Source organism: Pseudomonas sp. SLBN-26, assembly GCF_006715895.1.
GTDB lineage: Bacteria > Pseudomonadota > Gammaproteobacteria > Pseudomonadales > Pseudomonadaceae > Metapseudomonas > Metapseudomonas otitidis.
The window spans coordinates 575,258-589,402 of the sequence record NZ_VFOB01000001.1 but is presented as its reverse complement, the minus strand read 5'-3'; the positions used below and the strand labels follow the sequence as shown (position 1 = coordinate 589,402).

At 68.2% G+C, this 14,145-nt stretch carries 15 protein-coding genes; 10 read left to right on the top strand and 5 right to left on the bottom strand.

Annotated elements, in window-relative coordinates:
• Positions 1-15: 15 nt before the first annotated feature.
• Positions 16-1,437: a sigma-54-dependent transcriptional regulator gene (locus FBY21_RS02780; RefSeq protein ID WP_253543624.1), complete on the bottom strand. Its 1,422-nt coding sequence runs from the start codon at positions 1,435-1,437 to the stop codon at positions 16-18.
• Between the two features lie 433 nt (positions 1,438-1,870).
• On the opposite strand from FBY21_RS02780, the gene FBY21_RS02775 reads away from it, so the two are divergent.
• The 10 genes from FBY21_RS02775 (at position 1,871) to FBY21_RS02730 (ending at position 11,071) form a co-directional block, all read left to right on the top strand.
• The gene (locus FBY21_RS02775) at positions 1,871-2,710 is read left to right on the top strand and encodes a FliM/FliN family flagellar motor switch protein (protein WP_142008472.1); all 840 of its coding nucleotides are present in this window, start codon (positions 1,871-1,873) and stop codon (positions 2,708-2,710) included.
• The gene (locus FBY21_RS02770) at positions 2,707-3,069 is read left to right on the top strand and encodes a FliM/FliN family flagellar motor switch protein (RefSeq protein ID WP_044399925.1); all 363 of its coding nucleotides are present in this window, start codon (positions 2,707-2,709) and stop codon (positions 3,067-3,069) included. Before FBY21_RS02775 ends, FBY21_RS02770 begins: the two co-directional genes overlap by 4 nt.
• A complete protein-coding gene (gene fliP / locus FBY21_RS02765) occupies positions 3,066-3,812 on the top strand; it encodes a flagellar type III secretion system pore protein FliP (RefSeq protein WP_044399928.1) in 747 nt (248 codons plus the stop codon). Before FBY21_RS02770 ends, fliP begins: the two co-directional genes overlap by 4 nt.
• A 17-nt stretch (positions 3,813-3,829) precedes the next feature.
• Positions 3,830-4,102, top strand: coding sequence for a flagellar biosynthetic protein FliQ (locus FBY21_RS02760; RefSeq protein ID WP_044399931.1), 273 nt, complete (start codon positions 3,830-3,832; stop codon positions 4,100-4,102).
• Positions 4,103-4,104: 2 nt separating this feature from the next.
• The gene (gene fliR, locus FBY21_RS02755) at positions 4,105-4,902 is read left to right on the top strand and encodes a flagellar biosynthetic protein FliR (protein WP_044399934.1); all 798 of its coding nucleotides are present in this window, start codon (positions 4,105-4,107) and stop codon (positions 4,900-4,902) included.
• Complete coding sequence (gene flhB, locus FBY21_RS02750; RefSeq protein WP_142008470.1) at positions 4,895-6,025, top strand: flagellar type III secretion system protein FlhB; 1,131 nt, start codon at positions 4,895-4,897, stop codon at positions 6,023-6,025. Before fliR ends, flhB begins: the two co-directional genes overlap by 8 nt.
• Before the next feature lie 3 nt (positions 6,026-6,028).
• Positions 6,029-8,125, top strand: a complete 2,097-nt coding sequence (locus tag FBY21_RS02745) for a flagellar biosynthesis protein FlhA (protein ID WP_142008468.1) — start codon at positions 6,029-6,031, stop codon at positions 8,123-8,125.
• 108 nt (positions 8,126-8,233) lie between these two features.
• On the top strand, positions 8,234-9,076 hold the full coding sequence (gene lafA / locus FBY21_RS02740; RefSeq protein ID WP_074967972.1) for a lateral flagellin LafA: 843 nt from the start codon (positions 8,234-8,236) through the stop codon (positions 9,074-9,076).
• A gap of 616 nt (positions 9,077-9,692) precedes the next feature.
• On the top strand, positions 9,693-10,568 hold the full coding sequence (locus FBY21_RS02735) for a transcriptional regulator (protein ID WP_160158555.1): 876 nt from the start codon (positions 9,693-9,695) through the stop codon (positions 10,566-10,568).
• A complete protein-coding gene (locus tag FBY21_RS02730) occupies positions 10,565-11,071 on the top strand; it encodes a hypothetical protein (protein WP_142008464.1) in 507 nt (168 codons plus the stop codon). Before FBY21_RS02735 ends, FBY21_RS02730 begins: the two co-directional genes overlap by 4 nt.
• On the opposite strand, the gene FBY21_RS02725 is transcribed toward FBY21_RS02730, so the two are convergent.
• The 4 genes from FBY21_RS02725 to FBY21_RS02710 are packed head-to-tail and all read right to left on the bottom strand — an operon-like array spanning position 11,008 to position 14,136.
• A complete protein-coding gene (locus tag FBY21_RS02725) occupies positions 11,008-12,039 on the bottom strand; it encodes an OmpA family protein (RefSeq protein ID WP_142008462.1) in 1,032 nt (343 codons plus the stop codon). The genes FBY21_RS02730 and FBY21_RS02725 overlap by 64 nt on opposite strands.
• The gene (motA, locus tag FBY21_RS02720) at positions 12,036-12,908 is read right to left on the bottom strand and encodes a flagellar motor stator protein MotA (protein WP_044406983.1); all 873 of its coding nucleotides are present in this window, start codon (positions 12,906-12,908) and stop codon (positions 12,036-12,038) included. The genes FBY21_RS02725 and motA overlap by 4 nt, the downstream gene beginning before the upstream one ends.
• 9 nt (positions 12,909-12,917) lie before the next feature.
• Positions 12,918-13,652, bottom strand: coding sequence for a FliA/WhiG family RNA polymerase sigma factor (locus FBY21_RS02715; protein ID WP_074967963.1), 735 nt, complete (start codon positions 13,650-13,652; stop codon positions 12,918-12,920).
• Between the two features lie 10 nt (positions 13,653-13,662).
• Positions 13,663-14,136 carry a flagellar basal body-associated FliL family protein gene (locus FBY21_RS02710; protein ID WP_107331272.1) on the bottom strand — a complete coding sequence of 158 codons (474 nt, stop codon included), beginning with the start codon at positions 14,134-14,136 and terminating at the stop codon, positions 13,663-13,665.
• Between the last annotated feature and the right edge of the window lie 9 nt (positions 14,137-14,145).

The window sequence follows — 14,145 nt, the reverse complement described above, 5'->3', positions numbered from 1 at the left end:
CGGTCTCCTTCCGGTTCAAAGCACCACGCCCTGCTGGCGCATGGCACTGAGGCGGTAGCGCAGGGCCCGGGGCGTCATGCCCAGGCTGGCCGCCGCCTTGCTCTTGTGGCCGCCGCAACGGCGGATGGTGTCGATCACGTGCTGGTACTCGGCGAGCTTGGCGCTGGCCCGCAGGGCCGCGCGTCCGCCTTCGTCGAGGCCGAGCCCGCGCAGGGCATCGCGGGGCATCGGCTGGGCGCCCTGCAGGCGCAGGTCACCGGGCTGGATGTAGAGCCCGTTGCGCAGCACCAGGGCGCGTTGCAGGCAGTTCTCCAGCTCGCGCACGTTGCCCGGCCAGTCGTGCTGCAGCAGCAGGCGGCTGGCTTCGGCGGTGAGCAGTTCGCGGCCGGCGTCCTGGGGCGCGTGCTTGGCCAGCAGGGCCTGGGCCAGGGGCAGCACGTCCTCGGGGCGCTCGCGCAGCGGCGGGATGTGCAGAGCGAGGACGTCGAGGCGGAACATCAGGTCGGCGCGGAAGCGCCCGGCGGCCACCTCGGTCTGCAGGTCACGGTTGGTGGCGGCGATGATGCGCACGTCCAGCTCGATCTCGCGGCGCCCGCCCAGGCGCTCGACGCGCTGCTCCTGCAGCACCCGCAGCAGCTTGGCCTGCAACGCCAGGGGCAATTCGCCCACCTCGTCCAGCAGCAGGGTGCCGCCGTTGGCCAGTTCGAACTTGCCGGGCTGGGCGCTGACGGCGCCGGTGAAGGCGCCACGCTCATGACCGAAGAGGATGGATTCGAGCATCGACTCGGGAATCGCCGCGCAGTTGACCGCGACGAAGGGCGCATCCGGGGTGGCGGAGAAACGGTGCACGTAGCGCGCCATCAGCTCCTTGCCGGTGCCGGTCTCGCCGGTGATCAGCACCGGGGTACGCGACAGCGCCATGCGCTGGGCCAGGGCCAGCAGGCGGCGGCCGGTGCGCGAGCGGGTGACGAAGCCCTGGTCGGCCCGCGCGGCACGCGCCAGGCGGCACAGCAGCGCCTCCACCTGGCCATCGCCGAAGGGCGCCAGTAGGTAGTCGGTGCAACCCAGCTCCAGCAGGGCCGCGGCGCGCTCCTGGTCGGCGTAGCCCACCACCGGCACCAGGGTCAGGTTCGGGTGGCGCTGCAGCAGCTCGCCTGCCAGTTGGCAGGTCTGCTCGACGGGCAGGTCCCCCAGCAGCAGGAAGGCCAGGCCGCCGTCGCGCAGCTGGTCGCGGGCCTGGGCCAGGTCGAGGGCGGTGCGCACTTCGCAGCCGCCCAGGCACAGGGCCTCCAAGAGCGGTGCATGGTGCTCACTCCAGGGCATGCCGATCACCAGTGCCTGGCGCCAGGCGGCGGCATCGGGCCGGTCCAGCCCCGGCAGCGGGTCGGACCCGGGAAAGCGGAGAGCGCTCATCATGTTCACGGTGGTAACCCCCATTCGAAACGTCCTGTTCGCGAAACCTCGGGGCGCAGTCGTCCCCGCGCCCTGGCGTCGAATCGAGGCCGGGCGTGTTCGCCTGTTGTTGGTAGGTGATGGATCGGAGGGCTCGGGAGGACGCAAGGGCGTCGACTCGTTGGCCTGGAAACGACGCTAGCACCGCATCGGAAAAGTCCACACACAAATGGCCTTATTTCCTGTCAGCTACGACAAGAATTCATCAATGCGGGGTTTTTGAGATCAATTGATTTAAAGCCTTCTTCGCCGGCTCCTAGTATCCGAATCGCACGCGGATGCAGGAGCCTTCTTTACTGCAACGCCCGGATAAAACCGGGCCGCGACCTGCGATCCAGGCATCCGCTGCGAAAGGACCGACAACGCTCTGCCAGGTTTCCTAAAGAACCTGGCGCCCGAACGGCCGCAGAGGATGCCCATGAACACAAGCCGAAAAATCCATAACGACGTGCCTGCCGAATGCATCACGACCCTGCAGCCGCAGAAGCTGGGTCGGCATTACCACCGGATCCCGGGTTACGTGCGGGACACCGCCTTCCGCTACCCGCGCCTGGTCAGCGACTACTTCCTCGGCCACTACCGCCTGAACCTGGAGCTGCAGGAGGTGCAGGTGGAGGAGCAGGTCGAGACGCCGCCCGAATGCATCTACCAGTCCCCCATCGGCCAGTTGGGCTTCGGCATCGACCGCAGCCTGCTGGGCGAGGTGCTGGAGAGCTACTACGGCGGCACGCCGCCGGCCAGCCAGGAACTGCCGCCGGAAAGCAGCTCGGAGGCGCGCATGCGCGAGCGGATCGGCGACCAGGTGCTGTCGCGCCTCGGCCAGGCACTGCTGGCCGGTGACGCACCGGGCCCGCTGGAGCGCCAGCACGACAGCTACGCCGAGGTGCATTGGGAGTACGTCGTGACCCTGCGCTACCTGAGCCACCTCAGCCAGCGCCCCGGCGACCTGCGCCTTTATCTGGACGCGGCCTGGACGGACGAGCTGATCCGCCGAGTCTCGGCGCCGACCACACCGCGCCAGCTGGGCGACCCGGCCCGGGCCATCCAGCACCTGCCGGTGCGCCTGGACTGCGTGCTGGCGCGGGCGCGCCTGTCCCTCGCCGACGTGCTGGGGCTGCAGGTGGGCGATGTGATGCTGATCCGTATGGAGGAGCGGGTCGACGTCTGCATCAACCGCCAGAAGCTGTTCCGCGGCGCCCTGTTCGATGACCAGGGCACCCTCTTCCTCACCTTCCTGGAAAGCGAGAAATCCGCATGAACGACACCCCGCTCGACAACGACGACGGCGCCCTGCTGGCGAACGATGCCCTGGCCCTGGGCCCGCTGGACGACGTCACTCCGGTGACCGCCGCCGCCACCGCGCCGGACCTGCGCTTCTTCGGCAAGATCCCGGTCAACGTCACCCTGGAGGTGGCCTCGGTGGAGGTGGCCCTGAACGAGCTACTGGATGTGGACGCCAGCAGCGTGATCATCCTCGACAAGCTCGCCGGCGAGCCGCTGGACGTGAAGGTCAACGGCGCGCTGTTCGCCAAGGCTGAAGTGGTGGTGATGAACGGCAACTACGGCCTGCGCATCCTCGAACTGGCCGGCAACCCGCTCCAGGGGCTGACCGCATGAGCGGCTGGCTGCGCACCCTCATCGCCGTGCTGGCGATGATGCCGGGGCTGGCGGGCGCGGCCGGCGGCGAACTGACGCTGTTCAGCCTGGAGAACACCCCCAGCGGGCAGGACTTCAGCGTCAAGCTGCAGGTGCTGATCCTCATGAGCCTGCTCGGCCTGCTGCCGGCCATGCTGATGCTGATGACCTGCTTCACCCGCTTCATCATCGTGCTGTCCATCCTCCGCCAGGCCATGGGCCTGCAGCAGAGCCCGCCGAACAACGTGCTGGTGGGCATCGCCCTGGTGCTCACGCTGCTGGTGATGCGGCCGGTGTGGCAGGCCTTGCACGACGAGGCCTACCTGCCCTTCGAGGAGGACCGGCTGACCCTGCAGGAAACCCTTGGCAAGGGCCGCGACATCCTCGGCCGCTTCATGCTGGCGCAGACCCACGAGGCCTCCCTGGAGGCCATCGCCGGGCTGGCCGGGGAGACCCTGCCGGAGCGCCGCGAGGAGGTGGACTTCCTGCTGTTGCTGCCGGCCTTCGTGCTCAGCGAGCTGAAGACCGCCTTCCAGCTCGGCTTCATGCTCTTCGTGCCGTTCCTGGTCATCGACCTGGTGGTGGCCAGCGTGCTGATGGCGATGGGCATGATGATGCTCTCGCCGATGATGGTCTCGCTGCCGTTCAAGCTGATGGTGTTCGTGCTGGTGGATGGCTGGGCGCTGACGGTGGGCACCCTCGCCGGCAGCGTGCAGCCCTACTGACGGACGAGGAGCACGCCATGCTGACCCCCGATACCGCCGTCGCCATCATCGCCCACGCCGTGGAGGTGATCGCCCTGATCGTCTGCGTGCTGGTGGTGCCCAGCCTGCTGGGCGGGCTGGTGGTGGCCATCTTCCAGGCCGCCACGCAGATCAACGAGCAGATGCTCAGCTTCCTGCCGCGCCTGCTCATCACCCTGGGGATGCTGGTGCTGGCCGGGCACTGGATCCTCACCCGGCTCGGCGACCTGTTCATCGAGTCCTTCCGCCAGGCCGCGCGGCTGGTGGGCTGAACATGGCCGGCGATCCCCTGCTGCAGGCCACCACCGCCCTGGAAGGCCTGGCCCGCTACTGGTGGCCGCTGTGCCGGACCCTGGCGCTGTTCGCCACGGCACCGGGCTTCGGCCACCGCGCCCTGGGCGTGCGCGCCCGGGTGCTGCTGGCGCTGGTACTGACCGGGGCCCTGGGCGGCGTGCTGCCGCCTGCACCGACGCTGGAGCCACTGTCGGCCCCCGGGGTGCTGGCGACCCTGGAGCAGATCGCCGTGGGCGTGCTGCTGGGGTTGAGCCTGCAACTGGTATTCGCGGTGTTCAGCCTGGTGGGCGACCTGGTCTCGACCCTGCTGGGGCTGAGCATGGCGGTGTACAACGACCCGCTGAACGGCGTGTCCTCCAGCTCGGCGATCTACCAGCTCTACTTCATCCTGCTGATGCTGCTGTTCCTGGCCATCGACGGGCACCTGCTGGTGGTCAGCGTGCTGTACAAGAGCTTCCTCTACTGGCCGGTGGGCAGCGGCCTGCACTACGCCGGCATGGATGCGCTGCTGGGCGGCCTCGGCTGGATGTTCGCCGCCGCCCTGCTGATCGCCCTGCCGATGGTGGTGTGCATGAGCCTGGTGCAGTTCGGCTTCGGCCTGCTCAACCGCATCTCGCCGGCGCTCAACCTGTTTTCCCTGGGCTTCCCCGCTGCGGTGGTGATCGGCCTGGCCTGCCTCTCGCTGACCCTGGCGAGCCTGCCGGGCAACTACCTGGAGCTGACCCGGGCGACCCTCGACAGCCTCGGCAACCTGCTGCTGGAGGCCCGCGATGGCTGAGTCCAGCGCCCAGGACCGTACCGAGGAGGCCACCGAGCACAAGCTGCGCAAGTCCCGCCGGGAGGGCCAGGTGGCCCGCTCCCGCGACCTGGCCACCGGCGCCACCCTGCTGGTGGCGGTGCTGGCGCTGCGCTCGGCACTGCCGGGCATGCTCGACGGCCTGGAGCAGCTGTTCCGCGAGGTGCACCAGTTGCCGGCGCCCGGCCACCAGGGCGCGGACGACCTCAAGGCGCTGGCCGGCCGCGCCATCGCCACCCTGGTAGGGGTGCTGCTGCCGTTGCTGGTGGTGCCGCTGCTGGTGGTGCCGCTTTCGCTGCTGGCCGGGGGCTGGATGTTCGCCTGGCGCAACGTGCAGCCCCAGGGCTCGCGGCTCAACCCGATCAAGGGCCTGGGCCGGCTGGTGGCCTGGCAGAACTGGACGGAGCTGCTCAAGTCCCTGGCGAAGATGGCAGTGCTGGCCGCAGTGGCCTGGTTCACCTTCGCCCTGCGCCTGCCGGAGGTGCTGGCGCTGCAGCACGGCGACACCCTGGGGGCCATCACCGGGGCGCTGCGGCTGATGGGCGACACGGCGCTGGCGCTGGTGGCGGTGTTCGTGGTGTTCGCCGTGCTGGACGTGCCGCTGCAGCGCTTCTTCTTCCTGCGCAAGCAGCGCATGACCCGCCAGGAGCGCAAGGAAGAGCACAAGCAGCAGGAAGGCCGCCCCGAAGTGAAGGGGCGCATCCGCCAGCTGCAGCGGCAGATGGCCCAGCGCCAGATCACGCGGGTGATCGACCAGGCCGACGTGGTCATCGTCAACCCCAAGCACTACGCCGTGGCGCTGCGCTACGACCCGCAGCGGGCGCGAGCGCCCTACGTGATCGCCCGGGGCGTGGACGAGACGGCGCTGTACATCCGCCAGCTGGCCACCGCCCGGGGCCTGGAGGTGCTGGAGGCGCCGCCGCTGGCGCGGGCGCTGTACTTCACCACCCAGGTCAACCAGCAGATCCCGGCACCGCTCTACGGGGCGGTGGCCCAGGTGCTGCACTACATCCTGCAACTGCGCGCCTGGCGCCAGGGCCGCCGCGCGCGGCCGGTGCCGCCGCAGCATTTCCCGATTCCCGACGACCTGTTGAAACGAGGCTGACCCATGCCCACCCTGTCCCACTTCCTAGCCAGCCTGCGCAGCGGGCGGATCGGCATCCCGCTGGTGATCCTCAGCGTGCTGGCGATGATCATCCTGCCGCTGCCGCCGCTGCTGCTGGACGCGCTGTTCACCTTCAACATCGGCCTGGCGATCCTGGTGCTGATGGTCAGCGTCTCGTCCCAGCGCCCGCTGGATTTCTCCCTGCTGCCGACGGTGATCCTGGTCACCACGCTGCTGCGCCTGTCACTGAACGTGGCCTCCACCCGCGTGGTGCTGCTGGACGGCCACACCGGCAGCGGCGCGGCGGGCAAGGTGATCGAGGCCTTCGGCGAGGTGGTGATCGGCGGCAACTTCATCGTCGGCCTGGTGGTGTTCGTGATCCTGATGATCATCAACTTCATGGTCATCACCAAAGGGGGCGAGCGCATTTCCGAGGTCACCGCGCGCTTCACCCTGGACGCCCTGCCGGGCAAGCAGATGGCCATCGACGCGGACCTCAACGCCGGGCTGCTGAACCAGGAACAGGCCCGCGACCGGCGCCGCGAGGTGGCCAAGGAGGCGGACTTCTACGGCGCCATGGACGGGGCCTCGAAGTTCGTCCGGGGCGATGCCATCGCCGGCATCCTGGTGCTGCTGATCAACCTCTTCGGCGGCACCGCCATCGGCATGCTGGTGCACGGCATGAGCGGCGGCGACGCCTTCCGCCAGTACGCCCTGCTGACCATCGGCGACGGCCTGGTGGCGCAGATCCCGGCGCTGCTGCTGTCCACGGCGGCGGCGATCATCGTCACCCGGGTCAACGAGTCCGCCGACATCACTGCCCTGGTGCAACGCCAGCTGCTGGCCTCGCCTTCGCTGCTGGCCACGGTGGCCGGCATCCTGGTGGTGCTGGCGCTGGTGCCGGGCATGCCGCACCTGGCCTTCCTGGCCTTCGCCGCGCTGGTGGGCTTCGTCGCCTGGCGGGTGGCACGCAGCGCTCCCCCGAAAGAGGCACACACCCTGGAGCGCACCGAGGCCCTGGCCCAGGCCATGGACAGCCCGCACAACGCACCGCTGGGCTGGGAGGACCTGCCCGGCGTCGAGCGCCTGGGGCTATCCCTGGGCTACAAGCTGGTGGGGCTGGTCAACGAGGCCGGCGGCGCGCCGCTGCCGCAGCGGGTGCGCGGGGTGCGCCAGTCGCTGTCCGAACACCTGGGCTTCCTCCTGCCGGAGGTGCGCATCCGCGACAACCTGCGGCTGAAGGCTTCGCAATACAGCATCCAGATCAACGGCCAGACCATCGAGTCCGCCGAGATCCACGCCGACCGGCTGATGGCCATCCCCTCCCCCGAGCTGTACGGCGAGATCGACGGCATCCTCGCCACCGACCCGGCGTACCGCATGCAGGTGGTGTGGATCGAGCCCACCGAGAAGGCCCGCGCCCTGAACCTGGGCTACCAGGTGATCGACTGCGCCAGCGTGATCGCCACCCACCTGAACAAGGTGATCCGCCAGAACCTGCCGGACCTGCTGCGCCTGGACGACGTGGAACTGCTACTGCAACGCCTGGCCCTGGAGGCGCCCAAGCTGGCCGAGGCCCTGCGCGCCCAGCTGGGCCTCGGCCCCATTCACCGCGCCTGCCGCCACCTGCTGCAGGACGAGGTGCCGCTGCGCGACGTGGTGACCCTGGCCACCGCCCTGCTGGAGGGCAGCGAGAGCACCAAGGACCCGCTGCTGCTGGCGGCGGATGCGCGCTACGCGCTGCGCCGCACCATCGTTGCGCAGATCGCCGGGGAGCGCGGCGAGCTGGGGGTGTTCCTGCTGGACCCAGCCCTGGAGAACACCCTGCTCGGGGCCTTGAGCCTGGCGCAGCAGACCGGGCCGGTGAGCCTGGACGCGATCCCCGTGGAGCCGGCCCTGCTCAACCAGCTGCAAGGCGCCATGCCAGCGGTGAAGGAACGCCTGCGCCGCGAGGGCCACCCGCCGATCCTCACCGTGATGCCACAGCTGCGCCCGCTGCTGGCGCGCTACGCACGGGTGTTCAGCCCCGGGCTGCACGTGCTCTCGCAGAACGAGATTCCCGAGCGCGTGGGGCTCAAGGTGGTGGGCACCCTGGGTTGAGCAAGGCGTCTGGAAATCGATGTTTAAGGCGCTTCCCGGGCCGGTCGCTTTCCAGACACAGGCAGGCAGTTCAGCCAGCCACACAGGCAACTTGCAGAGGAAGTACCCATGGCTTTGTCGATTCACACCAACTATTCCGCGCTGGTCACCCAGAGCAGCCTGAACCGCACCAACAGCACCCTGGCCCTCAACCAGCAACGCCTGGGCACTGGCCTGCGCATCAACTCGGCCTCCGACGACGCCGCCGGCCTGCAGATCGCCACCCGCCTCAATGCCCAGACCCGCGGCATGGGCGTCGCCAACCGCAACACCGGCGATGCCATCTCCCTGCTGCAGACCGCCGAGGGCGCCTTCAACGAAATCACCAGCATCGTCCAGCGCATGAAGGACCTGGCCACCCAGTCGGCCAACGACACCAACAGTGCCAAGGACCGCACCTCCATCCAGGCCGAGTTCGACCAACTGGCCAAGGAAGTGGAAAACATCTTCGGCAACACCACCTACGCCGGCGACAACCTGTTCTCCGACACCGGCAAATTCTCCAAGGCGGTCAACTTCCAGATCGGCGCCACCGCCGCCGAGACCCTGACCCTGGACGTCAGCGCCAACATGGCCACCCTGAAGAAAACCCTGACCGAAGAGCTGTCGAAGCTGACACTCGAGGACAACGCCAAGTCCACCGCCAGCATCACTGCCCTGGACAGCACCCTGGACGCCATCGGCAGCATGCGTGCCTCCTTCGGCGCCAACATCAACCGCCTGAACCACACCGCCAACAACCTGGCCAACATGAAGGACAACACTGACCTGGCGCGCGGCCGCATCCTCGATGCCGACATCGCCACCGAAAGCGCCAACATGACCAAGAACACCATGCTCATGCAGTCCGGCATCTCCATGCTCAAGCAGGCCGGCCAGATGCCCTCCCTGGTGATGTCGCTGCTCGGCTGACCGGTTCCTCCCCCTCCAGCCTGCGCTGTCCAGCAGAGCCTGGCTTTACGCCTCGGGAAACCGGGGCGTCTTTTTTGCTTTGGCGGCGGATGAGCCTGCTGGACGGGTTATCCCCTCATCCGCGCCGAACCCGGTTACGCAAACCCTTGGCACGGAATGGTTCCGGCATAACCGCAAAAACAGCGAAAACACCGACAACAAAAATCGCAAAATCTGTAGAAGCCACGTCTTACCCGGCTTCCCCCCCCTCCGCCCTGAATGCAACGTCCTCCTCCCTGCGCCCCTCCCCCGTCAAAAGGGCTTATTCAGAGCGATTACGCCCTGACGCACCTCATTGCAAAGACGCTCCAGCCGCCACAACGAAGCCTTCACGAAACCTTTCCAGTTGGCGAACTTCGCCGCACATACCCGCTACTTCTCGCATTCCGAGGAAGCAGCCTTAAAGGCTGACCTGACAATAGGAAATTTCGCCAAAGACAATACTCGCCACCACCCCCCAAAAACCTGACTCCACCCTCAATAATCGCACCCGCATCCCGGCCCTTCCCCGAAATTCTGACCGAGATGTCGGATTTTGCTTACCCATGGAAAGAACAAGAAAATGAGTGGAGGCCACATGTCTTGCATCTACTTGCGAACCGGTCGTACGGACTGCCAGGTCCGCTTCCATCCGCTGCGTTTTCAGCTTTCGTTGATCCAGGCCGACCAGGAGGAGCGGATCGAACTGGGGTTCTCCGGCAGCAAGGTGCTGGAGCGCCTGCTGCAGTCCCCTGGCGAGGTGGTCTCCCGGGACGAGCTGCTGCAATACGCCTGGCACGACCGCGTGGTGAGCCAGGGCAGCCTCAACCAGCAGATCTACACACTGCGCCAGCTCCTGCACGACGAGCGCCAGCGGGAGATCATCCAGACGCTGCCGCGCCGGGGCTACATGTTCAACCCCGGCTACCTGCTGCAGATCACCCACGAAACCGAACCTGTGCCTGCCCCCGCCGAGGAGCCGACCGTGGCTGTGGTCGCGCCCCTCGCGTCCGTCCCTGCCCCCCTGCCGACACGGGAAGACCCGGCCCCCTCGTTGCCACCCCGCCCGCCCCGCTTCGCGCATGCACGCTCGGCGCTCCGCCTTTGGCGGCAACGCCTGCCCGTGGCACTGGGCGCCGGTGTACTGGGGTTGTCACTGATCGGTGCTGTGCAGGTGTACCAGCCGCCGGAGTTGCGGGCGATGGCCACGGAGACGCTGCGCCTGGGCCAGCTGGACATCCTCCTGGTGGAGGACAACGCCCAGCAGTTGGCGGAGCTCAAGCGCAATGCCCTGATCTTTCGCGACCAGCTCGCACGCGTGGCACGCCGCCCGGCGGACCTGCTGATGTACAGCAGTGCCGACTTCTATGAGGTGATCTGCCTGCAGCCGGACGGCCGCGCCAACTGGCTGATGGTCCACCAGGATCAGGTGGGACGGGTCTCCGACCAGCAGTGGCGGAGGTGCCTGCAATGATCCGGCGTCTCGACCGCACCCTGTTACGGGGCGTGCCGCTGGTGGCACTGGCCCTGCTCGTCGGCACCGGGCTAGTCGCCTGGCAGCGCCAGCCCAACCTGCCCGCCACCGGCTGCTTCAAGGTCCAGGGCGAGGCGGTGCTGGCCGATGGCCGTGTCATGCCGATCACCCACACCTCGATGCTGCACGACGGGCGCTTCTACTCGACGATCAAGCAGGACCGCACCGGCGTGCTGGTGGTGGCCGGGCGAGTAGAGGTGGACTGGCTGGGGGCGATCGAAGTGAAGGTCGAGCACGGTGGCGTGGCCGGGGATACACACGGGGTGGACGGCCAGCTGGCCTACACGCTGCTGCGTCACACCCAGCCCGGGGCACGTGTCCATGTGCTGCCCGTGGCCGGTTGTTTCTATGGCATCGAGACCCATCGGGTCATCTGCCCCTACCGGGTGGACTTGCCCACCCCGCCCCCCATGACTTCGGTGGAGGGGCTGGCAGGCCCCTGATAGCGCACGCCTCCGGCGCCGACACGCGCCTGGGCATAGCTGTCGCCGAACAGCTCCCGATAGAGCCGCTCCGCGTGTTCGGTCAGCAGCAGGATCTCGATGCGGCGGTTGGCGCCATCCTCCGGTGCCTCGGGCCGCACCGGCATGACGTCGGCCTGGGCAGCGACCTGCAGCAGCCGCTGCGCTGGCAGCCCGCCGCTCAGCAGCGCATTGCGCGCCTGCAGGGCCCGGTCCCCCGAGAGGTTCCAGTTGTCGTAGCCGGACTGCCGATAGGGCACCGCATCGGTGTGACCGCTGAGGATCAGGCGGTTTTCCACCCCCGCCAACACCTTCGCCAGGGCCTGCAGCAGGCCGGTGAAGTGCGGCTCCAGCCGCGCGCTGCCACGGGCGAACATGGCCCGGCGCTGGTCGTCGTGGATGAGGATGCGCAGGCCCTGGGGCACCACGTCCACCTCCAGGTTGGCCAGGGCATCCACCTCGCCGGCCATGTCGCGGATCATCTGCGCCAGGCGCTCCAGGTCCTCCACCGTGCGGAACAGCTGGGGCGACCTGGATGCCTCCTTGTCCTTCGCCGCCGTGGTTTCAGGGCGGCTTTCGGCCACCTTGCGTTCGGCAGGAGCAGCCTCGGCCCGGGGTGTTGGGGAGTCCTCGGGCTTCTTCGGTGGCTCGCGGCGTGGGGCAAGGGAAGCCGGACGGCCTTCCAGGTCCAGCGGCAGCCGGCTGGTGCCGTCGAACACGCCGGCACCGCCATCCACCATCGGGTTGAGCATCAGCTCCCCGGCGCTCGGGCTCTGGGAGCGCGCCTGGGGCTGGACGATCCAGAGCACCATGAACAGCGCCATCATCGCCAGAGTGAAGTCGGCGAAGGCCACCTTCCAGGCCCCGCCATGCTCGTCGTGGTGCCCCTTCTTGCCCTTGCGCTTGATGATCACTTCATGGCCGTGGGCCTTGTCGCCGCTGCGGCTCATGCTTTGCTGCGCTCCTCTTCGTACTGGTTGACCCAGGTTTCCAGCTGCTTGAAGGGCGGCTTGACGTCCTGCTCGATGAGCTTGCGCCCGGCGTCCACCGCCAGCAGCGTGGGCTTGCCGGCGACGTGGGCGACCAGGGTGGTGCGCACGCACTCCAGGGCCGACAGCTCGGTCTTCACCCGCTGGCCCATGGCGTTGCTGAGCGGGTCCATCAGGCAGTAGCAGAAGAAGATGCCGAGGAAGGTGCCCACCAGGGCAGCGGCGACGTGGTTGCCGATGTCGGCCACCGAACCGCCGATGCTGCCCATGGTGATGATGATCCCCATGATCGCGGCGAGGATGCCGAAGCCCGGCATCGCCTCACCGACCTTGTGCAGCGACTTGGAGGGCTGCAACAGCGCGTGCTCCATCGCCTCCAGCTCCTGTTCGAGAAAACCCTCCAGCTCGTGGGCGCTGATCTTGCCCATGGCCATCAGGCGGAAGTTGTCGGCGATGAAGAACATCAGGTGCTCCTCCCGCAGGATCAGCGGGTAGCGGGCGAACAGCTCGCTCTGCTCCGGGGCCTCGATGTGCTCGTCGAGCACCTTCAGGCCACCGGCGTCGACCATCTCCAGCAGCTCGTACAGCAGCATCAGCAACTGGCGCTGGAACTCCTCGCCGCGAGGTCCCTGGGTGAACACCGTCTTCAGCTGGGCAAACATCTCCACCAGCACGTCCTTGGGGTTGGCGACGATCAGCGCACCGAGCGCGGCGCCGAGGATGATCACCATCTCCGACGGCTGCCAGAGCACCCGCATGTCGCCGTGGGCCATGGCGTAGCCACCGAGGACGCAGGCCACGATGATCAGGCTTCCAATGATCTTCTGCATGGTCGGGACCTAGGCGGCTTCGGTGAGGAACTGGCAGGCGCGGCCAAGCGCCTGCTTGACCAGCTGGCAGACCCGCGCATCGGTGACTTCGAGCACCAGGGCGATCTCCTTCAGGCTCAGGTCCTGCTGGTAGTACAGCGTCAGCACCAGGCGCTCGCGCTCGCTGAGCTGGGCCAGGGCCTGGCTCAGCAGACGCTCCTGCAACACGCGGGCCTCCGGGCCGGGGGTCTCGCCGGCAAACTGCAGGTGCTGCTCCTGCAGCAGCACGTCGAGGCTCTCGATGGCCTCGCCGCACTCGGCGCGCAGGTGCTCCTGGTAGGCCGCGCAATCCAGCCCGGTGGCGGCGAGGATCTCCGCCTCGCGGGGCACCCGCCCCAGTTGCCGGGCCAGGGCGCGGATGGCATCGCGCACCCGGTGGGTCTGCTGGCGCAGCTGGCGCGGCCGCCAGTCCAGGCGGCGCAGTTCGTCGAGGATGGCGCCACGGATGCGCAGGGAGGCGAAGCGCGGGAACTGCGCATCCGGCTCGCCGTAGCGGCGCAGCCCCTCCAGCAGGCCCATAAGGCCGATCTGCTCCATGTCCTCGCGGTCCATCACCTGGCTGGCCTGGAGCGAGAGCTGACGGACGATGCGTTTGACCAGCGGCAGGTACTGCAGCAGCCAGCGCTGCTCCGCCTCGGCGGAGTGCCGGCGCGGGCCGGCAGTGAAATCGGGTTGGTCGGTATCGAGCGGAAGAATGGCGTGCATGGGGGCGACCTCATTGGGCGATCAGCTTGCTGACCAGCAGGTTGTCGAAGGGCTTGGCGGCATTGCGCGCGGCGAAGTCGGCGTTGAGTCCCTCTTCGAGGCGCTGGCGCAGGGCCTCGAAGCCCAGGGCGCGCAACTCGTCGGCCTGGAGGGTGGAGAGGTTGGCGGCGACCGAGCTGCGCACCATCGGCACCACCTGCTCGAGCTTCTTCTTGTCGGTGCCGGCCGGGCCCTGGAGCACCACGTCGAGCACGAAGTAGTGCTCGCGCTCGCGCCCCGGCAGGCTGAGGATGATTTTCTCCACCGGCAGGAAGACGAATTCGACGGAGGGCTCGGACTTCTTCTCGGCCTCCTCGCGGGGCTCGCCACCCAGGGGCAACGCGGCCAGGGCCGACTGCACCAGCAGGTGGTTGACCGCAACGCCGGCGGCGACGGCCACGGCGTTGAGCACGAAGATCAGCAGGATCAGGCGGTTGGTGGACATGGGACCTCA